Source organism: Streptomyces sp. NPDC058401 (assembly GCF_042722885.1).
Lineage (GTDB): Bacteria > Actinomycetota > Actinomycetes > Streptomycetales > Streptomycetaceae > Streptomyces.
The window spans coordinates 51,462-73,990 of sequence record NZ_JBHXKA010000004.1 but is presented as its reverse complement, the minus strand read 5'-3'; the positions used below and the strand labels follow the sequence as shown (position 1 = coordinate 73,990).

Here is a 22,529-nt window from a genome sequence, read left to right as displayed (position 1 = left end):
GGACGCGGATCCCCCGGAGAGGCTCCACCATGTCTTCGTACCCCCGTGCGCTGCTGCGCGCGCTCCTGCCCGTCCCCCTCCTGATACCGCTGGCCGCGTGCGCAGGATCGCCCGCGGCGCAGGACGCGAAGCCGGCGGCGGGCGCCGCGCCCGGATTCCCGTACACGGTCACCAACTGCGGTGTCACCAGCACCTATCAGGCGCCGCCGCAGCGCGCGGTCGCGATGAACCAGCACGCCACCGAGATCCTGCTGGCCCTCGGGCTGGAGGGGAAGACGGTCGGGACGGCCTACCTGGACGACGCCGTACTGCCCGCCTACCGGCCCGCGTACGACAAGATCAAGGTGCTGGCGAAGGAGTACCCTTCCAAGGAGATCCTCCTCGGCGCCAACCCCGACTTCGTGTACGGGGGTTACTCCAGCTCCTTCGACAAGGCGCAGGGCCGCGACCGCGAGGGGCTCGCGAAGTCCGGCATCAACTCCCGTCTCAGCGTGGAGTACTGCACCGAGGGCAAGGTCGGCCTGGACCAGCTCAGGACCGAGATCACCGAGGTCGCTCGGACCTTCGGCGTGCCCGAGCGCGGTGAGCGGCTCGTCGCGGACGAACAGCGCCGCATCGAGGCGGTCGGCGCGCGCGTGAAGGACAAGGCCAAGCCCGCCGTCTTCGTCTACGACTCGGGCGAGGCCTCCGCCTTCACCTCGGGCGGCAAGGGCATCGGCAACGAGATCGTCTCGCTGGCGGGCGGGACGAACGTGTTCGCCGACCTCGACGACACCTTCGGCGACGTGTCGTGGGAGAAGGTCATCGAGCGGGGGCCCGAGGTCGTCCTCATCTACGACTACGGCGGCACCACCGTCGAAGCCAAGAAGCAGCGCCTGCTGAACGACCCGGCGCTGGCGCAGGTCCCCGCGGTCAAGAACCAGCGGTTCGTCGTGCTGCCGCTGTCCTCCGCCGTGCTCGGCGTACGCGTCGCCGACGCCGTCGAATCGCTGGGCGGCCAGCTCCACCCCGACGCCGCGTGAGGCTCCGGGCCGCCCGCGCGTCCACCCGTACACCCGTCGTACTGGCCCTGCTCGCCGCCGCCCTGGCCGCGTCGGCCCTGGCGGGGCTGGCCCTGGGACCGGTACGGATCCCTCCCGGCCAGGTGCTCGACATCGTGCTCGCAGGACCGGGGACCCGAGCCGGAACGGGCGCCTTCGGGGCGATCTTGTGGGACGTCCGCATGCCGCGCGTCCTGCTCGGGGCCGTCGTCGGTGCGGGCCTCGCCGTCGCGGGCGCCGTGCTCCAGGCCCTCGTACGCAATCCGCTCGCCGACCCGTTCCTGCTCGGAGCCTCCTCCGGGGCCTCGACCGGGGCGGTGCTGGTGATCGTCTTCGGCGCCGGGTTCCTCGGCTTCGCGGGCGGGACCGCCGTACCGCTCGCCGCCTTCGCCGGGTCGATGGGCGCGCTCGTCACCGTCTACGCCATGGCCCGGCGCGGCGGCACCATGACCACCGGCCGGCTGATCCTCGCCGGAGTCGCCGTCCAGTACGTGCTGTCCGCCCTGACCAGCCTGGTCCTGGTCCTGGCGGCGCACCCCGATCAGATCCGAAGCGTGCTGTTCTGGACCCTCGGCGGGCTCGGCGGGGCGCGCTGGAGCGAACTGGCCCTGCCCACCGGGGCCCTGCTCCTGGGCACCGGGCTGCTCGTCGCCCTGGCCCGGCCGCTCGACCTGCTGCTCGCCGGGGAGGAGGGCGCCCAGACGCTCGGCCTGGACACGGGCCGGTTCCGGGCCGCCGTGTTCGTGCTGACCTCGCTCGTCATCGGCGTACTGGTGGCCTACAGCGGGGCGATCGGCTTCGTGGGGCTGATGGTCCCGCACGCCGCCCGGATGGTCGTCGGCGCCGGGCACCGGGCGCTGCTGCCGGTGGCCGCGCTGGGCGGGGCGGTCTTCCTGACCCTGGCCGACCTGATCGCCCGTACCGCCGCCGCGCCGGAGGAGATCCCGGTGGGCGTGGTCACCGCGCTCGTCGGAGGGCCGTTCTTCCTGTGGATGCTGCGCAGGTCCACCCGTACCGAAGGTGTCGTGGGATGACGGCGGGACGGCCGGAACATCCGGCAGCAGGGGCGGTGCAGGGGCCGGCCACGTCAGGAGAAGCAGCCAAGGCCGCGGAACTCGCCGTCGAGGGCCTGCGCTACGAGATCGACGGGCAGCCGCTGCTGCACGGGATCGACCTCGGCGCCCGCCCCGGGGAGACGGTCGGAGTCGTCGGCCCCAACGGCAGCGGCAAGACGACACTGCTGCGCTGCGTCTACGGCGCCCTGCGCCCGACCGGCGGGCGCGTCCTGCTGGACGGCGCGGACGCGGCCTCGCTGGGTGTGAAGGACCGCGCCCGGCGGGTGGCGGTGGTGCCCCAGGACGCGACCGGCACCTTCGGGCTGACCGTGCGCGAGGTGGTCGCCATGGGTCGCAGCCCGCACAAACGGTTCTGGGAGCAGGACGGACCCGAGGACGTACGCCGCGTGGCGCGGGCCCTGGACACCGTCGGCGCGGCGGCCCTCGCGGACCGCCGCTTCGACGGGCTCTCGGGCGGCGAACGCCAGCGCGCCCTGGTGGCCCGCGCCCTCGTCCAGGACCCCGGACTGCTCGCCCTGGACGAACCGACCAACCACCTGGACATCCGCTACCAGCTGGAGATCCTCGGCCTGGTCCGCACCCTGCCGGCCACCTCCCTGCTGGTCCTGCACGACCTCAACCTGGCCGCGATGTACTGCGACCGGCTGTACGTCCTGGCGGGCGGGCGGGTGGCGGCCTCCGGCACCCCGGCGGAGGTGCTGACGGACGAGCTCCTGGCCGAGGTCTACGGGGTGCGCACCCGTATCGGCACCCATCCGACGACGGGTGTGCCGCACATCGTCTACCTCCCGGAGGACGGGTCCGCTACTGAGCCGGCCCGGCCTTGAAACCGCCGTACGGGACGGTGATCAGTTCCATGCCGTGGCCCGAGGGGTCCTGGAAGTAGACGCCGCGGCCGCCGTCGTTGTGGTTGATCTCGCCGGGGTGCCGGCCGTGCGGGTCGCCGAAGTAGGTGATCTTCGCCCGCTTGATCTTCTCGAAGGCCTCGTCGAACTCGGCCTCGGAAACGAGGAACGCGTAGTGCTGCGGGGTGATGGACTCGGCGGCGATGGTCGCGAAGTCGAGGGTGACGCCGTTGCCGGTCTCGACGGGGATGAAGGGGCCCCAGGGGGCTCCGACCTCCAGGCCGAGGAAGTACGCCAGGAATTCGGCCGACTCCCGGTGGTCACGGGAGAAGATGATCGTGTGGTTGAGCTGGACCGTCATGAGTGGATGCCTCCGAAAGGCACGTCCCGGCACCTCCATGCCTCACCCGGACGGTGACCGACACGCGATGCCGCGACATGATCCTAAACAGGCCTCGCGGGAGGAGTCCAGTGAGTTCGGGCGCAGTGGACTCCTCCCGCACAGTGCCGGGCCTCGCGCGCCGTGAGCCTCACGCGCCCGGACCCCCGTACACCGCCTTCACGTTGTCCTGCGCCGGATGCGTCCGTCCCGCCGGGCCGGCCGCGAAGGCGCGGAGCAGGTTCTCCGTCACCCGGGTGGTCAGGGCGCCCGCGCGTGCGTCCAGGCCGTGGTTGGCTCCGCTGCGGCCGTCGCCCTTCGCGTCGAGGGCCTCCACCCAGCGCATCGTCCCCGTCGCGAAGACTGCGGCGCCGCTCGGGGTCGTGTAGTACGCCGTGTCCTGGTGGCTGGGCCGGCCGTCGCAGACCACGGGGGAGTGGGCCAGGATCTCGATCGGGCGCGGGGTGGTGAAACCGGTGTTGACCTTGTCGTACTCCACGCCGACCAGGTGCGGGAAGCTGTCGCCGGCCTTCGCGCCGGTGCCCTCGAAGAGCCAGTGGCCCGGGTTGGTCACCACGTACGGGGCGTCCACCGGGTAGCCGTCGTAGATCACGCCGAGCAGCGAGCTCTCCGGATCGGCGCCCGGCGGGGAACGGAAGTCGACGGTGGCGGGGTGGCCGCGCTTGAAGCCGGGATCCTGCTCGTAGGAGGACTTGTAGCAGACCACCGTGCGGTCCGGCCCGAGCTCTGAGGCTTCCAGCCGGATCCGGCGGTAGCAGCAGTTCGCTCCCAGGATCGCGACGTTGGTGCCCGCGTCCCGGGCCGCCGTGACGTGCGCGCGCTGCTCGGGCGACCAGTACTCGTCGTGTCCGAGGGAGAGGACCGCCGCGGCCCCCTCCAGCAGTCGCTTCTCCCGGGCCAGGTCGGTGGTCGTCGTGTACGCCAGGGGGATGCCGAGCCGCTCGGCGAGCGCGAGCAGCGGAGCCTCGTACACGAGGAAGAGGCCCGCGCCGTCGTCGTACTCGTAGGGCCGGTCGAAGGTCACGGCGAGCGAGCGCGAGGCGTATCCGCCGCTGGGGCCGTCGTAACTGCCGTAGCCTCCCCAGCGGTTGTACGCCTGCCAGGTCGCCACCGCGTTGACCACGACGGTACGTCCGGCCGTGGCGGCGGACCGCACGGTGACGGGGACGAACCGCTGGCCCTCGCCGCCCTGCGCGTCGAGGCGCAGCAGGTAGCAGCCCTCGGGCCAGTCCTTGGTCTCGACGGTGGTGCTACGGGCCCACCGGGTGCGGACCGTACGCGTCGAGGCCTCCACCGTGTGGTCGGGCTGGCGCACCCCGGGCAGGGCCTCGGAGTGCCAGACCAGCCGGGCCCGGGCGCCGCCGTACCAGCCCATGCGGTAGGCGGAGACGGTGAACCGGGGTGCGGTGGTGGAGACGTGCAGGCCGAAGGACTCGCCGGGCAGGACGCTGACCCGGTCGGCGAAGCCCTCGATGGCGCGGGCCGGGCCGGCCTTGGCGACCTGCCAGTCGGCGTTCCCCGGGCGGGCGTTCTCGGCCCGGACGTCGAAGCCGTGGGCGCCCTCCTTCTGCTGCGGCGAGCCGGACGGCTCCGGGGTCCCGCCGGAGCCCGCCCCGTCCGCCCTGTCCGGTTTCCCGGTGCCCCCGTTCGCGCAGCCGGCCACGGCCCCCAGCCCGGCGGCGGTGGCGGCCGCCCCCGTCGCCAGGGCGAGGAACCGCCGCCTGCCCGCGCCTTCGCCGTCCCCGGATATGTGCTCCTGATCCATGCAGGTCACGCTATGTCACCCTGTGGGCTCCGCTTCTACCGCCCCGCGGGCGTCCGGGGATCCGGTGGGCCGGCGATCACCCCAGCCTCACCTTCACCACCTGGCTCGCCCTCTCCAGTGCGGTGAGGCTGCCGAAGCCGAGCTGGAGCGCGGTCCCGGTGCTCGCCGAGACCACGCTCGCCGGCTGGGACAGCACCTGGGCGACGGGCCGGTTCCAGACGAGGGTCAGTCCCGACAGGGTGCGCGTCGGGTCCGAGACGCAGACCACGGCCGTGCCGTCGCCGGGCTCCCGCACCGTCACCGAACACGGCGCGCTCGCCTGGAGGGCGCCGATCGTCGCGGGCTGCCAGAAGTTCACCCCGGTGAAGCCGAGCGAGCCCACCGCCACCCCCTGGGCGGTCGGGTTGTTGGCGAGCACCGTGAGCCATCCGGTGGCGGCGGACCGGGCCGAGGTCTGGGCGGCCGAGGCGCCCGGCATCAGCTGGTAGACGTAGCTGCCGGCGGCCGGGTTCGTCCCGTGGTCGTACCAGAGGGTGAGGTAGCGCCGGGTGAGGGCCGTGGTGGAAGCGCTCCGGTTGATATCGCTCCACCGGCCGGTGCGGGCCTCCCGCAGCGCCCGGAAGGTGCCCGAACCCGAGATCACATAGCCGCCGAAGCCGGCCAGGTGCGCCCAGCCGGGCCCGGGGAAGGAAGCGGTCCAGCCCAGGGTGGCCGGCTGGACCGTGCCGCTCACGGTCAGGGCGTGGGCGCCGGTCGCGCCCAGGTTCCGGTTGTCGATGACCGTGTCCACCCCGGCGCCGTCGGTGGAACTGATCCCGGCGCCCAGGCAGACCACCGTGTCGTCGAGGAAGAACCAGGACTTGCGGGCCGTGAGCGTGCTCCCCAGACCCTTCAGGTGCTGGCCCACCGAGGCGAACTCCCCGTCGGTCGTACCGCCCACCCAGGTGGCGTCCGGCCGGGAGGCACCCCAGTCGCCCCCGGCTCCGTCGGCCAGCGGCTTGCGGGAGGCGGTGGTCCCGGGCAGCCGGTAGGGATCGACCGTGGGCCAGAACGCGTCCGAGTACTGGCCGTTGCCGTACGTGGAGCCCCACCAGGCGAGCATCCCGCTGCCCGTGTGCCAGCCGCGCAGGTTCTCGCCGTTGCCCGTCTCGTAGTGCGTGATCCGCTTCGAGGACATGGACAGGGAGGCAGCCCACCCCGGCCTGCGGTGCGTGGCCCGGTCCATCGAGGGGAACAGCCGGTGCGCCACCGGCTCGGGCACGGCCGTCACCGCGGCGTCCGCCGCGACCTCGGAGAGCCGGGCCAGGGCCGACAGGCCCTGGGTGGCGTCCGCCAGCGGGGGGCCGTAGTAGTCCCGCGCCGTCCAGCCCTTCACCAGGCCGCGCCAGCGCGTCCGTTCGGCGGTGCTCGCACCCTCGGCGAGGAGCAGGATCGCGGCGAGGACGGAGTGCCCGCGGGTGTGGTCGTCCAGTTGGGCCTGGAGCGGATCGGCGACCTGGACCCCCCGGCTGGGGGCCCGTCCCGATACGGCGTCCATCATCAAACCGTTGTAGAGGAACGGCGCCCACGCGTGCTCCACCGCGTCGAAGACGATCTGGGCGCCGGGGTCGGTGACCTCCCAGGCCGTCCCCTTCAACAGGCCGAACAGCATGCCCAGTCCGCCGAGCATGACCGAACCGTACGAACCGGTGTACGCGACGTAGGTGTGCTGGATGAAGGAGCCGTCCCGATAGAGCCCGTCGCCGGAGGTGACGTACGGAAACACCGGGGTGAGCGCGTCCCGGGCCAGGGCGATCTTCGCGTCGTCGCCGCCGGCCACACCGCGCAGCGCGAGCACCCGGCACAGGTCCACCCGGTTCGCCCCGGTGCTGGTCCCCGTGTACGAGCCGACCGTGGAATCCGGTACGAAGTGGTCCACGGCGGCGCAGTAGGCGGAGAGCTGGGCCGCGGAGAGCTGGCCGTACATCAGGACGATGGTGTCGAGCAGCGCCTGGGGGGCGCCGATCTGCCAGCACCACCAGTTTCCGTACCGCGCCTGGCCGGCGTTGTAGACCTGGGCGTGGAGGTGGTCCAGTCCGGTCAGCACGGCCGTGCGCAGCGCGGCGTCCCCGGTGAGCCCGGTGCCCGGTCTGACGTAGGCCTCCGCCATGCCCCGCAGCCGGTAGTAGCTCTGCGCCATCCACTCGGGGTCGGTGGTGAAGACCTGATCGGGCCAGAGCGAACCGGTCGCCGGGGCCATAGAGGAACGCCACTGGCCGGCCTGCGCGCCCAGCGCGGCCAGGCGGGTGCGGAAGGGCTCCGCGGTGGGGGAGGACACGGTCCCCAGGAGGAGGCCCTGCCACACCGCGCGCATGGCTGCGTGCACCGAGGTCACGGTCCCGGCTGTCGCCGGGAGGACGGGGGTGCCGAGCAGCACCACACTGCCACCGACCGCCGTGAGGAAGGCACGACGGCTCCACACATCTGTCATCACAGTCTCCTTTGACTGAAACGCTGATTCGCCCGAAACGCTGCGGCCCCCGTGTACTGCTGCCCCCGTGTACTTCGGCCCCGTGTACTTCGGCCCCGTGTACTCCAGCCCCCGTGTACTGCGGCTCACGCACCCCCCTTCACCTCATGCGACGTGCTCGCGGTAGCGGTCGATCACCTCCCGCAGCACCTCTCCGCCGTCGCGCGCCCACAGCCCGGGGTTGAAGATCTCCACCTCGACCGGCCCCAGGTATCCGGCGGAGTCGGTCAGCTCCCGGAAGGCCCTCAGGTCGATCGAACCGTCGCCCAGCTGTCCCCGCCCCAGCAGCACGCCCTCGGGGAGCGGCGTCACCCAGTCGGCGACCTGGACGGACACGATCCGCCCGCCCTCGCCGGCCCGCCGGACCTCCGAAGGCAGCCGCTCGTCCCACCACAGGTGGTAGGAGTCGACGACCACCCCGACGCGCTCCGCCGGGAACTCCTCGGCGATGTCCAGGGCCTGACCGAGGGTGGAGACCACGCAGCGGTCCGCCGCGTACATCGGGTGCAGCGGCTCGATCCCCAGGCGCACCCCGAGCCCGGCGGCGTACGGGACCAGCTCGCCCAGGATGTCCACGATCCGCCTCCGGGCTCCCGCCAGGTCCCGGTCTCCGGCCGGCAGGCCGCCCGAGACCAGGAGCAGCGCGTCGGCGCCCAGCTCGGCGGCTTCCTCCACGGCGCGGCGGTTGTCGGCCAGGGCTGCCGCCCGCCCGTCGGGATCGGCGGCGGTGAAGAAGCCGCCCCGGCACAGCGAGCTGACCCGCAGTCCGGCACCGGCCACCAGCTTCGCGGTCTCCCGGACCCCGAACCGCTGGACGGGATCGCGCCACAGCCCGACCGCCCCGACCCCGGCCGCGGCGCAGCCGGCGACCAGCTCGGGAAGGGACCACTGGCGGATCGTCTCCTGGTTCAGGCTGAACCGGGCAGGAGCCGCGGCCGGGCTCACGCGGCCACCCCGTGCAGTGCGAGCAGCTGCCGCATCCGGGCCTCCGCGAGCTCCGGGTCCGGGAACAGGCCGAGGCCGTCGGCCAGTTCGTAGGCGGTGGCCAGATGGGGCAGCGAGCGGGCCGAATGCAGCCCGCCCACCATCGCGAAGTGCTCCTGGTGCCCGGCGAGCCAGGCCAGCAGCACGACGCCCGTCTTGTAGTAGCGGGTGGGCGGGGCGAACAGGTGCCGGGACAGCGCCACCGTCGGATCCAGCAGCTCCCGGAATCCGGCCGTATCGCCTTGGTCGAGGGCGAGCGCCGCCCGCGCGGCGATCGGGGCGATCGGGTCGAAGATCCCCAGGAGGGCGTCGCTGGCCAGCTCGCCGTCCCCGGCGATCAGTTCCGGATAGTGGTAGTCGTCGCCCGTGTAGCAGCGCACGCCCGCGGGCAGCCGCCGCCGGACGTCCACCTCGCGCTCCGCGTCGAGCAGCGAGACCTTGATGCCGTCGACCTTCTCCGGATACTCGGAAATGATCTTCAGGAAGACGTCCGTGGCCGCGTCCAGGTCCGCGTGCCCCCAGTACCCCTCCAGCGCCGGATCGAACATCGGCCCCAGCCAGTGCAGGACCACCGGGCGGGAACTCTGCCGCAGCAGCCTGCCGTACACCTCCAGATAGTCCTCCGGGCCGCTCGCCACCGCGGCCAGCGCCCGCGAGGCCATCAGCACGGCCGTCGCCCCGCACTCCTCGACGTGCGCCAGCTGCTCCTCGTACGCCGCGGTGACGGCGGCCAGGGTGTGCGCGGTGTCCGGAGCCAGCTGGTCGGTGCCCGCGCCGCAGACGATGCGGCCGCCCACCGACCGGGCCTCGGCGGTCGAACGGCGGATCAGCTCGGCAGCGCCCGGCCAGTCCAGGCCCATCCCGCGCTGCGCCGTGTCCATGGCCTCGGCGACCCCGAGACCCTGCGACCACAGCGTGTGCCGGAAGGCCAGCGTGGAGTCCCAGTCGATCACCGGGCCGGATTCCGCCGAGGCGGCCAGGGGGTCGGCCACCACGTGTGCGGCGGAATAGAAGGTGCGGCTGCGGGCCGGGCCGCAGGCGACCGGTGCCAGGGGCGTGGTCCCGGGCGTGTGGAGGCGCAGCCCGCCGTCCGCCGAGGGGAGCCGGATGCTCACAGCGCCACCTCCGGGACCACGAGCCGCCGGCCCTCGGCCGAGGAGCGCAGCCCGAGATCGGCCAGCTGCACCCCGCGGGCCCCGGCCAGCAGGTCCCACTGCCAGGGCTCGTCCCGTACGACATGGCGCAGGAACAGCTCCCACTGGGCCTTGAAGCCGTTGTCGGCGGGGGTGTTGTCCGGGACCTCCTGCCATTGGTCGCGGAACCTCTCGGTCAGCGGCAGGTCCGGGTTCCACACCGGCTTCGGGGTCGTCGCGCGGTGCTGGATCCGGCAGCCGCGCAGCCCGGCGACCGCCGAGCCGTGCGTGCCGTCCACCTGGAACTCCACGAGCTCGTCGCGGTTGACCCGCACCGCCCAGGAGGAGTTGATCTGCGCGACGGCGCCCCCCTCCAGCTCGAAGATGCCGTACGCCGCGTCGTCCGCGGTGGCCTCGTACGGCTTGCCCTCCTCGTCCCAGCGGCGGCCGATGTGGGTGCGCGTCAGCGCCTGCACCGTGCGGACCCGGCCGAACAGCTCGTGCAGCAGGTACTCCCAGTGCGGGAACATGTCGGCGACGATGCCGCCGCCGTCCTGGGAGCGGTAGTTCCAGGACGGGCGCTGGGCGGACTGCCAGTCGCCCTCGAAGACCCAGTACCCGAACTCCCCGCGCACCGACAGGATCTCGCCGAAGAAGCCGCCGTCGATGAGCCGCTTGAGCTTCAGCAGACCCGGCAGGAACAGCTTGTCCTGCACCACCCCGTGCTTGACCCCGGCCGCGTCGGCCAGTCGCGCGATCTCCAGCGAGGACTCGAAGGTGAGGGCGGTGGGCTTCTCGCAGTACACGTGCTTGCCGGCCGCCACGGCCTGCCGCACGGCCGCCTCGCGGGCGCTGGTGACCTGGGCGTCGAAATAGATCTCGACCTCGGGGTCGGCCAGGACCGCGGCCAGGTCGGTGCTCACGTGCTCCAGGCCGTGCCGCTCCGCGATGGCCCGCAGGGCCTCCTCGCGGCGGCCGACCAGCACCGGCTCCGGCCACAGCACCGTGCCGTCGCCGAGGTCGAGCCCGCCCTGCTCGCGCAGGGCGAGCAGGGAGCGGACCAGGTGCTGGCGGTATCCCATCCGCCCGGTGACGCCGTTCATGGCGATCTTGATCGTCCTGCGCTGCACGGTGTCCCCTCCTTCGTGTTGTTGCGGTGTTGCTCGTACGGAGATTTGGAGAGAACAGCATAGAAAGCGCTTTCTCTCCGGTCAGGCTAGAGCCGGGAAGTGTCGCCGTGCAAGACTCTTACGGGTGATAGAAAGCGCTTTCTTCATCGGCGACTATGGAGATCCACGCATCGGGTGAGACGATGACCCGGGACGGAACGGAAGGAGGGGACGATGGCGGTCACACTCGCCGAAGTGGCGTTGCACGCGGGCGTATCGCCCGCCACGGTCTCGCGCGTACTGAACGGCGGGTACCCGGTGGCGGGCACCACCAGAACCCGCGTGGAGCGGGCGGTCGAGGACCTCGGCTACATCGCCAACGGCCCCGCGCGGGCCCTCGCCGCAGCGACCTCCGACCTGATCGGCGTGCTCGTCCACGACGTCGCGGACAGCTTCTTCGGGATCCTCGCCGGATCCCTGCAGAGCGCCCTGGCACCCGGCGGGCCCGGCGGCGCGCGCCGCCTCGCCGTCGTCTGCAACACCGAGGGCGCGCCGGCCGCCGAGCTCGACTACCTCGCCCTCCTGGAGGGCCAGCGGGCCGGCGGAGTCGTCCTGACCGGCGGCGCCGTCGAGGAGCCGGAGCACACCCGGGCGCTCGCAGCCCGCCTCGCCCGCATCGCGGCCACCGGCGCCCCGGTGGTGCTCTGCGGGCGGCCCCCGCTGCCCATGCCCGCCGGACTCCCCGTGGCCACCGTCATGTTCGACGACCGGGGCGGCGCCTTCCGGCTCGCCGAGCACCTGCTGACGCTCGGCCACCGGAACATCGCCTACGTGGCCGGCCCGCCCGGACTGAGCACCACCCGGGAGCGGCTCGCCGGACACCAGGACGCCCTGCGCGACCACGACCCCGCACTGCCCGCACACTGCGCGGGCCTCACCGTGCACGCGGGCTTCGAGCGGTCCGCCGGATACGACGCCACCCGGGAACTGCTCCGCCGCGGAGCCCCCTTCACCGCGGTGGCCGCCGCCAACGACACCGTCGCCACCGGGGTGGCCGCAGCCCTGCGCGAGGCCGGCCTGCGGATACCCGAGGACGTCTCCGTCGCCGGCTTCGACGACCTGCCCGTCTGCGTCGACACCGCCCCCGCCCTCACCACCGTCAGGCTGCCGCTGCGCGAGGCCGGCGTACTCGCGGCCCAGCTCGTCACGGGCCGCAGAGCCCTGCCGCCGGGCGGCATCACCACGCTGCCCGCCGAGCTGACGGTGCGCGCCTCCACCGCACCGCCACCCGCCACCGCACCGGCCGCCACCGCGCCGCCCGTCACCGCACCGCCCGCCACCGGGCTCCCCGCTGCCACCGAAGGGGGCCGCCGGTGAGGTACGCCTTCTCCACCCTCGGCCTGCCCGGCACCCCGCTGGAGCGCGGCGCGGAGCTCGCCGCCAGGCACGGCTACCAGGGCCTCGAACTGCGGGCCCACCCCGAGGAGCCGCTGCACCCCGCCAGCTCCGCGGGCGACCGCGCGGCGGGCCTGCGCACCCTGACCGCCGCGGGCGTCACCGTCCTCGGAGTCGCGGGCTACGCCCGGGTGGCCGCGCCCGGACCCGACGAGCCGGTGCTCGCCGAGATCCAGGACCTGGTCCGGCTCGCCGCCGACCTCGAAGCCCCCTACGTACGGGTCTTCCCCGGCGGCGGTGAACCGCTCCCGGCCGACGCCGACGACCACGCGGTCCGCAGACTCCGGGCCGTCGCACCCCTCGCCGAGCGGCACGGGGTGCGGATCCTGCTGGAGACCCACGACTCGCACCGCACCGCCGCCGCCACGGCCCGGGTCCTCGACCGGGTCGCGCAACCGGGCGCGGGCGCGCTGTGGGACGTACTGCACACCTGGCTCGGGGGCGAATCGCCGGCCGAGTCCAGCCGGGCCCTCGCCGCGCACCTGGGGTACGTCCAGGTCAAGGACGTGGCCTCCGCGCAGGAGCTGACCCCGCTCGGACTCGGCGGGGGAGCACTGCCGCTCGCCGAGGCGGTGGCCCTCGCACCGCGTGAGGGCTGGCTCTGCTGGGAGTACGAGAAGCGCTGGTACCCCGGCGCGGGCGGACTGCCGGAGTTGCTCGGCCCGGGCCGCGCGTACTTGGAGCGGCTGGTCCGCGAGACGGATCGCTGAGAGCCTCAGCGGTCCTCGCTGGACTCCTTCGTGTCGAACGCCTGGGCGACGGCAAGGCTGTCTTCGTAGACGTGGTGGCGGGTGACGAGGCCGTCTTCGGCGGTGAGGTGCAAAGCGAACCGGGCGCGGTAGGCGCGTCCGGTGGAGCGGGCGGTCTGGCGGATCTCGCCGAGCACGACCGCGTCGTTGCCGTCGACGAGGATGCGCTCGATGACGGTCGCCGCCTGCCCGGGCACGTGGTGCTCGGCCAGCTCGCGATAGTGCGCAGCGGCATCGGCACGGGTGGCACGGTGGCGGATCCACGGGGTGGCGGCCCGACCGTGCTCGGCCTCCGGCCAGTCCAGCTTCCAGTCGCCCCGCTCGGCATACATCTCGGCGATGCGTTCGGGATCGCCCTCGCCGATCCGTCGCAACAGTTCCTCCACCACGGCGCGGGTGGTCACAGGTGCGGCCATGGACACGACTCATCACTCCGATCCGGGCTCGGCGTCCGACTGACGCGGCGAGATCACCATTCTCGGCAGGGACGGCGGACCGATGCCATTACCTCCCAGGTAACGGGACGGGCCGGGCAGGCCCAGAGAGAGACGGTCTAGGCGGAGTGGCCGAGCCGGGCCGGGTCGACGGCGTGGCGGAAGCCGAACCCCCGGGCGTACCGCTCCACTTCCTCGACCGCCGATGCCGCCAGCCGGTGCAGCTCCCCGCCCAGGGAGCCGGCCACGTGCGGGGTGAGCAGCACATTGGGCAGGTCGTACAGCGGGGAGTCGGCGGGCAGTACCTCCGGCTCGGTGTGGTCGAGCACCGCGTGCAGCCGCCCCGAGACCAGCTCCGCGGTCAGCGCCGCGGTGTCGACGAGTGAGCCCCGCGCGGTATTCACGAGGGTGGCCCCGTCCGGCATCAGGGCCAGCCGGGACGCGTCCAGCAGCCGCCGGGTCTGCGGCAGTTCGGGGGCGTGCAGGCTCACCACATCGCTGCGGGAGAGCAGTTCGTCCAGGGCGACGGCCTCGGCGCCGAGGGCGGCGAGCTCGGCCGGATCGGCGTACGGATCGTGCACGAGCACCCGTAGGTCGAAGGGGCGCAGCAGCTCCAGCACGCGGCGGCCGATGAGGGAGGCGCCGACCAGGCCGACGGTGCGGCGGTAGTTGCCGACGGCGGGGTAGTGGCGCAGCGGGTCGAGGTGGCCGCGGGCGGTCCGGTAGGCGTGAGCGGAGTCCAGGACGCGCTTGTTGGCGAACAGGATGGCGGCGAGGGTGTACTCCGCGACCGGCAGGGCGTTCGCGGCGGCCGAGCTGGAGACGAGCAGCCCCCGCTCCCAACAGGCCTCGGTGACATGGTGTTTGACACTGCCCGCGGCATGCACGACCGCCCGGAGCTCCGGCATCAGCTCCAGCGCCCGCGCGTCCAGCGGAGGGCAGCCCCACCCGGTGAACAGCACCTCGGCCTCGGCCAGCCGCTGCCGCAGGGCGTCCTCGGAACGGGCGGAGCCGAAGTCGGTGACGAGCAGCCCGGGGTCCACATCGGCGACCCGGACCAGCTCCGGAAGGATCCGCTCACCGAGGACGGCGGCCCGGGTCCCGGCACTCATCGCGAGCACGGTGACCGGCCGGCGGGGTGCGGCGGGAGGGGACAGGGGGAGCGAGGGGGTGGAGTCGGAGGCGGGGTGGGTCACTTGACGGCTCCTGCGGTGAGATCCGGAGTCCCGATGGTCACAAACCCCGGCCGCGCCGCCGGGACCGACACGAGGAGGCCCCGGGGCCGCCGCTCCCCAAAGAGGCGGCCCCGGAGCTGTTCGCGGGCTCATCCTTCGGGCGGGTGATCTTGTCGTCAAGAGCGAATTCGCCATTCGATCGAAACGCACACTCAAAACGCACAACCGGGGCGGGCTACGGGCGGACGGTCAGCCGGGGGAGCAGGTCCAGATGCTGCCGCGGCCCCTCCCGCCCCGTTCCGCGGTCCTCCAGCCGGTCCAGCAGCATGCCCGCCGCCCGCGCCCCCACCTCGCGCTTGGCCGGGGCCACCGCCGACAGGGGTACGTCGGCCAGCTCGGCCACCTCGTCGTCGTACGTGATCACCGCCAGGTCCTCCGGCACCCGCACCCCCCGCGCCTGGAGCCGCGGGATCAGCATGATCGCGTCGGTGTCGCTGTGGATGAGGGCAGCGGTCACGCCCCCCTCGGCCACCGCCGCGCACAGGTAGTCCAGGGTCCGCGCGAAGGCCTCCGCCTCGGCGGGCGCCGCCGCCCCGGCCGCCGTGCCCGCCCCGGCCGCAGGCCATGTCCCGGCCGCGGGCCACGCAGGCGCCGGCTCCAGCCCGAGGGTGGCCACGGCCGCCGCGAAGCCGGTCCGCAGCCGCCCCGCCGTCGGGGTCTCCCGGCAGGCCAGCGCGATCCGCTTGTGCCCGCGTTCCGCCAGGTGCGCCACGGCCCGTGCCGCACCGTCCGCGTGGTCGGAGGCCACCCGGTCCAGGGCCGCCGCCGGATGACCCGGCGGGGCCCACCGCTCCACCAGGACGGTCGGCACCGGCAGTTCGGCCGTCCACGCCCCCTCGCCGGGTCCGGGAGCTCCGGCCTCCCAGTTCGGGGTCAGCAGCAGCCCGTCGGCCCCCGTGGAGAGCAGCCGGTCCGCCTGCGTGCGGTCCTCGCCCGCCAGGTACCGGGTCAGTCCCACGGCGAGCCGGGCACCCCGCGCCTCGACCACCTCGCGGGCCCCCCGTACGACGTCCGCGTAGTAGTACTCGGCGGTCGGCACGACCATCCCGATGACCAGCCCGCCGCCCCGGCCCGTACCCGAGCCCGAGCCCGTTCCTGTGCCCGAGCCGGCGCCGCCGTGCTCCGCCCCCGCAGGGTCGGGCTCGAGCCGGCTGATCACCCCGTGCATGCGCCGGATCTCGCCCCGTGCCGCCATCGCCTCGACGTCCCGCCGCAGGGTCACGGGGGAGATGCCCAGCTCCCTGGCGAGGTCCGCGACGCGTGCACTGCCCCGCGCCCGGACGAGGGAGAGGACGCGGGCCTGGCGCTGGTCGACATGCGGTCTCAAGGATCCCCCTGCGGTGTGCCTGGTCCGTGGCCGTGGCCCGAGGTGCGCGTGCGGCTCGATTCCACCACAGAAAGCCGAAACGATCGATTCGATCGAACCCGATCAACCGAAGGACCTCGGCCTCGGCCTCGACGTCATCCGGGCCGCGGCGGGCGAACTGCTGGGTCGCCGGCCGGCGAGGTCCTCGACCGGTTCCGTGCCATGGACTTCGACCCGGAGACCGGCGCGGGCGGGGACATCGTCGGCGCCGGGGTCGCGCTCGACCAGGAGCGGCCCTACGCCGTGGAACTCCAGGACTCGTTCCCGCGACCGCCGCGCTCACCCGGCCCCCGGCCCCCGGCCACCGGCGCCGACATCCGCGAAGTCTTTTGCGATCGTGTGAACTTCTACGCGACCACCGCACTCGCCGCGGCGGTCGCGGCGGCCGACCCCGACCTCGCGGTCTGCTTCGTGGACGAGGGCCGGGCCATCGGAAAGCGGCTCGCCGACCTCTTCTGAGGGTGCCTGCGGGGGGAGTCCCGTAGGAGGTCTGGGCCGCCCCCACCACGACCCCGGGGGGTCGCGGGCGATCTACACTGCCGTCCTGTCGATCATGTGCCGGACGAGTGCGGAGGAACGAAAACCATGCGCCATCTCCCCCTGGGCAGTTCAGGTCTCCAGGTCTCGGCGATCGGGCTCGGCTGCAACAACTTCGGCGGCCGCCTCGACGCCCGGGCCACCCGCACCGTCGTCGACGCCGCCCTCGACGCGGGCATCACCCTCCTCGACACCGCCGACATCTACGGGGGCGCCGGTGGCTCCGAAAGCCACCTCGGCGAGGCCCTCAAGGGCCGCCGGGACCAGGTCGTCCTGGCCACCAAGTTCGGCTACGACGGCGTGGACATGGGCTACGGACCCGCCGCCGGCTCCCGCGGCGGCCGGGCCTACATCCGGCGCGCCGTCGAAGCCTCGCTGACCCGCCTGCAGACCGACCACATCGACCTCTACCAACTCCACAGCCCCGACCCGGCCGTTCCGGTGGCCGAAACCCTCGCCGCGCTCACCGAACTCGTCACCGAGGGCAAGGTCCGCTACATCGGCCACTCCAACTTCAGCGGCTGGCAGCTCGCGGAAGCCGCCCACGTGGCCCGGGAGACCGGTGCGGCCCCCTTCGTATCGGCCCAGAACGAATGGTCGCTGCTCCGGCGTTCGGCGGAGCGCGAGCTCGTCCCGGCCGCCGTCCACTACGGAGTCGGCGTACTGCCGTACTTCCCGCTGGCCAACGGGCTGCTGACCGGCAAGATCCGCCGCGGCGCCCCCGTCCCCGCGGGCTCCCGCCTCGAAGGCCGCGACGCCTACCTCACCGACGAGCGCCTCGACACCGTGGAAGCCCTGGCGGCGCTGGCCGACAAGCACGGGCGCACCGTCCTGGAACTCGCCGTCGGCTGGCTCTCCGCCCAGCCCGGCTGCGCCTCCGTCATCGCGGGCGCCACCTCCGCCGAGCAGGTGCGGGCCAACGCGGCCGTCGCCGACCGGCCGCTCGACGCCGAGCTCCTGGCGGAGGTCGACGCCGTCGCGGGAGCCGCCGCAGGCTGACCGGATCCTGCCCTCAGGAGGCCCCGGGCGAAGGACTGCCGGAAGCGGACCCCGACGGGGACGCCGACGGGGACCCTGACGGGGAGGCAGATGCGGACCCCGACGCGGACGCCGATGCGGACGCCGAAGCCGAGTCCGAAGCCGATGGCGACGGGCTCGGCGAGGCGCTTCCCGTCGGAGCCCCCGTCAGCACCTCCACCTGCCCGGTGTCCAGCGAGTAGTAGGCGCCGACGACGGCCAGCGCGCCCTTCCCCACCAGGGGTGCCAGGTCCGCGTTGGCCCGCAGTTCGTCGGCCGTCACCTTGATCTGATTGCGGATCATCGTGTCGACCGGGTCGGAGCCCGGGTCCTTGACCGTCAGCTCGTACGCCGGCACCAGCGCCCTTTCGATGGCCCGCAGGTTGCCGGGCAGCGGCTTGCCGTCCCGCAACGCCTTGTACGAGGCGTCGATGGCCCCGCAGCGCTGGTGCCCGAGGACCATGATCAGCGGGGTGGCAGACGTGATGGGCCCGTACTCCACCGATCCGGTCACCACCGGGCCGACCGCCTGCCCGCCCGTGCGCAGCACGAACAGGTCGCCGAGCCCGGTGTCGAAGAGCAGCTCCGGCGGCACCCGGGAGTCGATGCAGGCCAGGATCACGCCGAAGGGATCCTGCGCCTGCGCCACCAGTTCGCGGCGGTCCGGATCCCGGTCGGGGTGGTTGAGGCTGCCGCTCACCCAGCGCTTGTTGCCCTCCATCAGGCGGCTGTACGCGCCTTCGGGGGTGCTCGGCCGGGGCTCGGGCGCGGCCGTCGTCGCCTTCGGGGCGCTCTTCGCCGAGCAGCCCGTGAGCAGGGCCGCGGCGGCGGTGAGGCCCCCCGCCAGGACGAACCTGCGGGGCGGAAGTCCTGCTCTGTCCATGGGTCGTACCCCTCGGTGCCGTTCGGACGCGTCCGTACGCCCTGACCGGGGCGATTCTTGGGGGGCCCGGGCCGCGGGTGCGGAAGGCACACACGGGTCGGCCCGGGTTGCCCCCCGACGGCCGAACCTCAGGACACGATGTCCTTGCGGGCGAACCCGCGGAACGCGAGCGCGAACAGCACCACCGCGTACGAGACCGACACCACCGTTCCCTTGATCATGCCGCCCCATTCGAGCTGCGGCTGCAAGGCGTCGGCCCACGCGAACTGCCAGTGCGCCGGCAGGAACTCCCGCCAGGACCCCAGCGCGGTCACCGCGTCCAGCACGTTGCCGACGATGGTGAGACCGACCGCCCCGCCCACCGCGCCCAGCGGGGCGTCCGTCCGCGTCGACAGCCAGAACGCCAGCCCGGCCGTGACCAGCTGAGACACGAAGACGAACGCCACGGCGATCGCGAGCCGCCCGATGGTCTCCCCGGCCGGCAGCGAGCCGCCCGCGGGGAGTTCCAGCGGCCCCCACCCGTAGGCCGCCGTACCCGCGGCGAGTGCCACCAGGGGCAGCAGCACCATCGCGGCCAGGCTGAACCCGAGGGCCACCACCAGCTTGCTCCACAGCAGCCGGGCCCTGGGCACGGGCGAGGCCAGCAGGTACCGCAGCGAGGACCAGCTGGCCTCCGAGGCCACCGTGTCCCCGCAGAACAGCGCCACCGGCACCACCAGCAGGAACCCGGCCGACACGAACAGGCAGGTGGCCGCGAAGTTCGCGCCCGAGGCCGTCGCCGTGTCGATCAGGGTGATCCGGCCGTCGTTGCCGCCGCGGCTGCCGGGGCCGCCGCCGACCGCGAAGGCGATCATCAGGATGAAGGGCAGCGCGGCCAGGATGCCGCCCATCACCAGCGTCCGCCGCCGGCGCCACTGCCGCAGCGCCTCCACGCGCAGCGGCAGCGTCCGGTTCGCCCGGTAGCCGTGGGCGACCTCGCGGCCGATGCCGTCCGGCGTCACGTCGCCGGGCGCGGGCGAACCCGCGTTCGGCTGGGCATTCGCATCCGTCACGGTGTTCATGCCGCGCCTCCGATCAGGGTGAGGAACGCGTCTTCCAGCCGCCGGTGCGGTCCCACTCCGGACACCGGCACCTCCAGCCGTACGAGTTCGGCGATCAGCTCGGCGGCGCTCGCACCGTCCAGCCGTACGAGCAGACCGTCCTCGGCGCTCGCCACGGACTCCACTCCCTCCAGTGCGGCGATCTTCCCGGCGACCGCCTCGTCCACCGGCTCGGCCAGGGACACCAGCAGGACGTCGCCGCCGCCGGTGATCTCGGCGACCTCGCCCGCCTGGACGAGCCGCCCGCGGTCCATGACGACCAGGTGCGTGCAGGACTGCTCGACCTCCGACAGCAGGTGGCTGGAGACGATGACCGTCCGCCCGCCGGCCGCGTACCGGATCATCACGTCGCGCATCTCGCGGATCTGCGGCGGGTCCAGCCCGTTGGTCGGCTCGTCGAGGATCAGCAGGTCCGGCATGCCGAGCATGGCCTGTGCGATCGCGAGGCGCTGGCGCATGCCCTGCGAGTACGTCCGTACCGCCCGCTCCAGCGCGTCGCCGAGCCCGGCGATCTCCAGGGCCTCCTCCATGTGGGAGTCCCCGGCCGGGCGGCCCGTGGCCTGCCAGTACAGCTCCAGGTTGGCGCGCCCCGTCAGGTGCGGCAGGAAGCCGGCACCCTCCACGAACGCCCCCACCCGCGAGAGCACGGGCGCACCCGCCCGGACCTGGTGTCCGAAGACCCGGATCTCCCCGGCGTCCGGAGTGATCAGGCCCATCAGCATCCGCAGGGTCGTGGTCTTGCCCGCGCCGTTGGGTCCGAGCAGGCCGAGCACCTGGCCGCGCTCCACCCGGAAGGACAGGTCCCGTACGGCGTAGCGGTCCTGCGACTTGGCGTAGCGCTTGGTCAGCCCGGTGATCTCCAGCGGTACGCCGGCCAGAGCCGGGTCGGGCTGCGACCCGCCGGCCCGGCCACCGCCCGGCCCCCGGCCGGTCCTGCGGAGCCCCACCAGCGCCGCGGCCAGCAGCGCGGCCCCGAGCGGCATCCACCAGGTCCAGGCGGGCAGTCCGGTGGACGCCGTGCGCACCCCGCCCGCGACGGGCACGGCCAGGGGGCCCTGCGCCGAGACGGTGTACGTCGCCGGGGCGGCGGGGGAGGCGTAGCCGAGGTCGGTGGCGGCGACGACGAGCCGCAGCCGGTGCCCGGCCTCGACCGCGTGGTCGATCGCGGGCAGCTTCAGCTCGACGGTCTTGTCCTGCTGCGCGCCCTCCACCCGGACCGGGGCCACCAGCTGACTCGGCAGCACCTGCCGGCGGCCGTCGGGGCTGACGTCGTACACCTTGCCGAACAGGACGGCCGAACCGTCCTCAGCTGTAGACCTCACCTTTAGGGTGATGGTCGGGGTCCCGGTGATCCGGGTTTCCGTCGTCAGCGGCTCCGATTCGAAGCGGGCGTTCTGCCCGGGGAAGTCCAGCGAGAGGCCGCCCCCGAGGGCGGCGAGCTGCCCGCCGATGCCCGGCAGCGCGGACAGCGCAGGCGGGGCCCCGCCCGCCGGGTTGGCGAAGGTCTGCTCCCGGCCGGCCAGCGCGAACTCGCGCGGCCCGGACAGCAGCCCGGGATACGTGGAGCCGCTCGCTCCGCGCAGGGTGACCTGGCCGTCCGTGGAGTCGATGCCGCCGGAGCGCGAGACGCGGAAGGCGGGGCCGGTGTCCACGGCCGTGTCGTCCTTGAGGTAGCGGTCGAACCAGGTCTCCACCCGGTCCTCGACCCGGTCCGCCTCGCGCATGCCCCCGTCGTGGCCGCCGGCCGCCCAGTCCACGGAGACGGGCGCACCGTTGGCGGCGATCGCCCGGGCCATCGCATCGGCCTGGTCCAGCGGGAAGAGGGAGTCGTCCTGGCCCTGCGTGATCAGGGTCGGCACCTTGATCGCGCCGCCCACCGCAGAGGGACTGCGCCGCTCCAGCAGCGCGCGGGCCTCCGGGTCCGGCTTTCCGGCCACCGCGACCCGTTCGTACATGGCGCACAGCTCCGGCTGGAAACGTCCGCAGCCGGGCGCGGCCGGGGCCGCCTGCGGGGCGGCGCCCGGGGCGGAAGCCCCAGGCTGCAGCCCGCCCGCGGAACCGGTGGTGAAGAAGAGACCCGCCCACAGCTTCTTGAAGACGCCGTTCGGGAAGAGGGAGTCCGCGAGGTTCCAGTAGGTGATCGACGGGGCGATGGCGTCCACGCGGGGGTCGGTCCCGGCGGCGAGCAGCGAAACCGCCCCGCCGTACGAGCCGCCCGCGATGCCGATGCGGGGGTCTCCCGCCGCGTCGAGGCGCACGCCCGGCCGGGCGGCGATCCAGTCGATCAGCCGGGAGACGTCCTTGACCTCGTAGTCGGGGTCGTTCAGCCCGATCTTCCCGCCGGAGCGGCCGAAGCCGCGCGCCGACCAGGTCAGCACGGCGTAGCCGTCGCGGGCGAGGCGCTCGGCCTGCGGACGCATGTCCTCCTTGCTGCCGCCGAAGCCGTGGGCGAGGAGCACGGCGGGACGGTTCGCGCCGCGGTCCTCCCCGGTCGTGAAGTACGAGAGGTCGATCCCGGCGCCGGGCATGTCGAGGACCTTGTCCTCGCGGCGCACGGACGGGGCGTCGCCGGCCGCGGCGGTGGCCGTCAGGGTGCCAGCCCCCGCGACGACGGCGAGCGCGGCGGCGCCCGCGAGCAGGCGGCTTCGGCGGCGCCGGGGCAGTCGGAGCTTCATACGGGAACCCTAAGCGCCAGGCCGCCGGTGGCGGGGCTCCCGCAGGCTGAACTGTCGACGTCCTCAAGGACTACGTGGCCTGCCGCGTGTACCGCGCCTGCGGTATGCGATGCCCGGCGGGGCGGGGCGGGGCGGGGCGGGGCGGGGCGGGGTGGGGTGCCGGGTCTGGCTCGGGGCGCGGCCCCGCCTTCGGTTCCCCGGCCCGGACCGGGGGCGC

Annotated in this window: 19 protein-coding genes; 7 read left to right on the top strand and 12 right to left on the bottom strand. The window is 73.7% G+C overall.

The genetic code is table 11. The features are described from left to right. Positions 1 to 29 precede the first annotated feature (29 nt). Genes ACFWNV_RS02580 through ACFWNV_RS02570 form a run of 3 tightly spaced genes read left to right on the top strand, consistent with a single transcriptional unit; the run spans position 30 to position 2,943 of the window. Positions 30 to 1,022 (top strand): ABC transporter substrate-binding protein, encoded by a 993-nt coding sequence (locus tag ACFWNV_RS02580; RefSeq protein ID WP_383939336.1) that lies wholly within the window; start codon positions 30 to 32, stop codon positions 1,020 to 1,022. Continuing rightward, positions 1,019 to 2,074: a FecCD family ABC transporter permease gene (locus tag ACFWNV_RS02575; protein ID WP_383939333.1), complete on the top strand. Its 1,056-nt coding sequence runs from the start codon at positions 1,019 to 1,021 to the stop codon at positions 2,072 to 2,074. The genes ACFWNV_RS02580 and ACFWNV_RS02575 overlap by 4 nt, the downstream gene beginning before the upstream one ends. Continuing rightward, positions 2,071 to 2,943, top strand: a complete 873-nt coding sequence (locus ACFWNV_RS02570) for an ABC transporter ATP-binding protein (RefSeq protein ID WP_383939331.1) — start codon at positions 2,071 to 2,073, stop codon at positions 2,941 to 2,943. The genes ACFWNV_RS02575 and ACFWNV_RS02570 overlap by 4 nt, the downstream gene beginning before the upstream one ends. On the opposite strand, the gene ACFWNV_RS02565 is transcribed toward ACFWNV_RS02570, so the two are convergent. From ACFWNV_RS02565 to ACFWNV_RS02540, 6 genes are all read right to left on the bottom strand, one after another. After that, entirely contained in the window at positions 2,921 to 3,322 is a 402-nt protein-coding gene (locus tag ACFWNV_RS02565) for a VOC family protein (protein ID WP_383939328.1), read from the bottom strand. The two genes, ACFWNV_RS02570 and ACFWNV_RS02565, sit on opposite strands and share 23 nt — an antisense overlap. Before the next feature lie 169 nt (positions 3,323 to 3,491). After that, positions 3,492 to 5,126 (bottom strand): N,N-dimethylformamidase beta subunit family domain-containing protein, encoded by a 1,635-nt coding sequence (locus ACFWNV_RS02560; RefSeq protein ID WP_383939325.1) that lies wholly within the window; start codon positions 5,124 to 5,126, stop codon positions 3,492 to 3,494. Between the two features lie 76 nt (positions 5,127 to 5,202). Continuing rightward, positions 5,203 to 7,596, bottom strand: a complete 2,394-nt coding sequence (locus ACFWNV_RS02555) for a polysaccharide lyase 8 family protein (RefSeq protein ID WP_383939322.1) — start codon at positions 7,594 to 7,596, stop codon at positions 5,203 to 5,205. Between the two features lie 144 nt (positions 7,597 to 7,740). Next, positions 7,741 to 8,580 carry a sugar phosphate isomerase/epimerase family protein gene (locus tag ACFWNV_RS02550; RefSeq protein WP_383939320.1) on the bottom strand — a complete coding sequence of 280 codons (840 nt, stop codon included), beginning with the start codon at positions 8,578 to 8,580 and terminating at the stop codon, positions 7,741 to 7,743. Then, the gene (locus ACFWNV_RS02545) at positions 8,577 to 9,734 is read right to left on the bottom strand and encodes a dihydrodipicolinate synthase family protein (RefSeq protein WP_383939317.1); all 1,158 of its coding nucleotides are present in this window, start codon (positions 9,732 to 9,734) and stop codon (positions 8,577 to 8,579) included. Before ACFWNV_RS02545 ends, ACFWNV_RS02550 begins: the two co-directional genes overlap by 4 nt. Further along, entirely contained in the window at positions 9,731 to 10,855 is a 1,125-nt protein-coding gene (locus ACFWNV_RS02540; RefSeq protein ID WP_383939529.1) for a Gfo/Idh/MocA family protein, read from the bottom strand. Before ACFWNV_RS02540 ends, ACFWNV_RS02545 begins: the two co-directional genes overlap by 4 nt. A 240-nt stretch (positions 10,856 to 11,095) precedes the next feature. On the opposite strand from ACFWNV_RS02540, the gene ACFWNV_RS02535 reads away from it, so the two are divergent. Continuing rightward, entirely contained in the window at positions 11,096 to 12,238 is a 1,143-nt protein-coding gene (locus ACFWNV_RS02535; protein WP_383939314.1) for a LacI family DNA-binding transcriptional regulator, read from the top strand. Beyond that, positions 12,235 to 13,026 (top strand): sugar phosphate isomerase/epimerase family protein, encoded by a 792-nt coding sequence (locus tag ACFWNV_RS02530; protein WP_383939311.1) that lies wholly within the window; start codon positions 12,235 to 12,237, stop codon positions 13,024 to 13,026. The genes ACFWNV_RS02535 and ACFWNV_RS02530 overlap by 4 nt, the downstream gene beginning before the upstream one ends. A gap of 5 nt (positions 13,027 to 13,031) precedes the next feature. On the opposite strand, the gene ACFWNV_RS02525 is transcribed toward ACFWNV_RS02530, so the two are convergent. From ACFWNV_RS02525 to ACFWNV_RS02515, 3 genes are all read right to left on the bottom strand, one after another. Beyond that, a complete protein-coding gene (locus tag ACFWNV_RS02525) occupies positions 13,032 to 13,481 on the bottom strand; it encodes a nuclear transport factor 2 family protein (protein ID WP_383939308.1) in 450 nt (149 codons plus the stop codon). 137 nt (positions 13,482 to 13,618) lie between these two features. Continuing rightward, positions 13,619 to 14,611 (bottom strand): hydroxyacid dehydrogenase, encoded by a 993-nt coding sequence (locus ACFWNV_RS02520; RefSeq protein WP_383939526.1) that lies wholly within the window; start codon positions 14,609 to 14,611, stop codon positions 13,619 to 13,621. Between the two features lie 298 nt (positions 14,612 to 14,909). Next, positions 14,910 to 16,061 carry a substrate-binding domain-containing protein gene (locus ACFWNV_RS02515; RefSeq protein WP_383939305.1) on the bottom strand — a complete coding sequence of 384 codons (1,152 nt, stop codon included), beginning with the start codon at positions 16,059 to 16,061 and terminating at the stop codon, positions 14,910 to 14,912. Positions 16,062 to 16,262: 201 nt separating this feature from the next. On the opposite strand from ACFWNV_RS02515, the gene ACFWNV_RS02510 reads away from it, so the two are divergent. Both ACFWNV_RS02510 and ACFWNV_RS02505 read left to right on the top strand, forming a co-directional pair. Further along, entirely contained in the window at positions 16,263 to 16,559 is a 297-nt protein-coding gene (locus tag ACFWNV_RS02510; RefSeq protein ID WP_383939303.1) for a hypothetical protein, read from the top strand. A gap of 126 nt (positions 16,560 to 16,685) precedes the next feature. Then, the gene (locus ACFWNV_RS02505; protein WP_383939300.1) at positions 16,686 to 17,636 is read left to right on the top strand and encodes an aldo/keto reductase; all 951 of its coding nucleotides are present in this window, start codon (positions 16,686 to 16,688) and stop codon (positions 17,634 to 17,636) included. Positions 17,637 to 17,649: 13 nt separating this feature from the next. Here the strand turns inward: ACFWNV_RS02505 and ACFWNV_RS02500 are convergent, their stop codons facing one another. The 3 genes from ACFWNV_RS02500 to ACFWNV_RS02490 form a co-directional block, all read right to left on the bottom strand. Next, entirely contained in the window at positions 17,650 to 18,537 is an 888-nt protein-coding gene (locus tag ACFWNV_RS02500) for a carbonic anhydrase (protein ID WP_383939297.1), read from the bottom strand. Positions 18,538 to 18,665: 128 nt separating this feature from the next. Then, complete coding sequence (locus tag ACFWNV_RS02495) at positions 18,666 to 19,598, bottom strand: ABC transporter permease (protein ID WP_383939294.1); 933 nt, start codon at positions 19,596 to 19,598, stop codon at positions 18,666 to 18,668. Next, positions 19,595 to 22,312: an alpha/beta fold hydrolase gene (locus tag ACFWNV_RS02490; protein WP_383939292.1), complete on the bottom strand. Its 2,718-nt coding sequence runs from the start codon at positions 22,310 to 22,312 to the stop codon at positions 19,595 to 19,597. Before ACFWNV_RS02490 ends, ACFWNV_RS02495 begins: the two co-directional genes overlap by 4 nt. Positions 22,313 to 22,529: the final 217 nt, after the last annotated feature.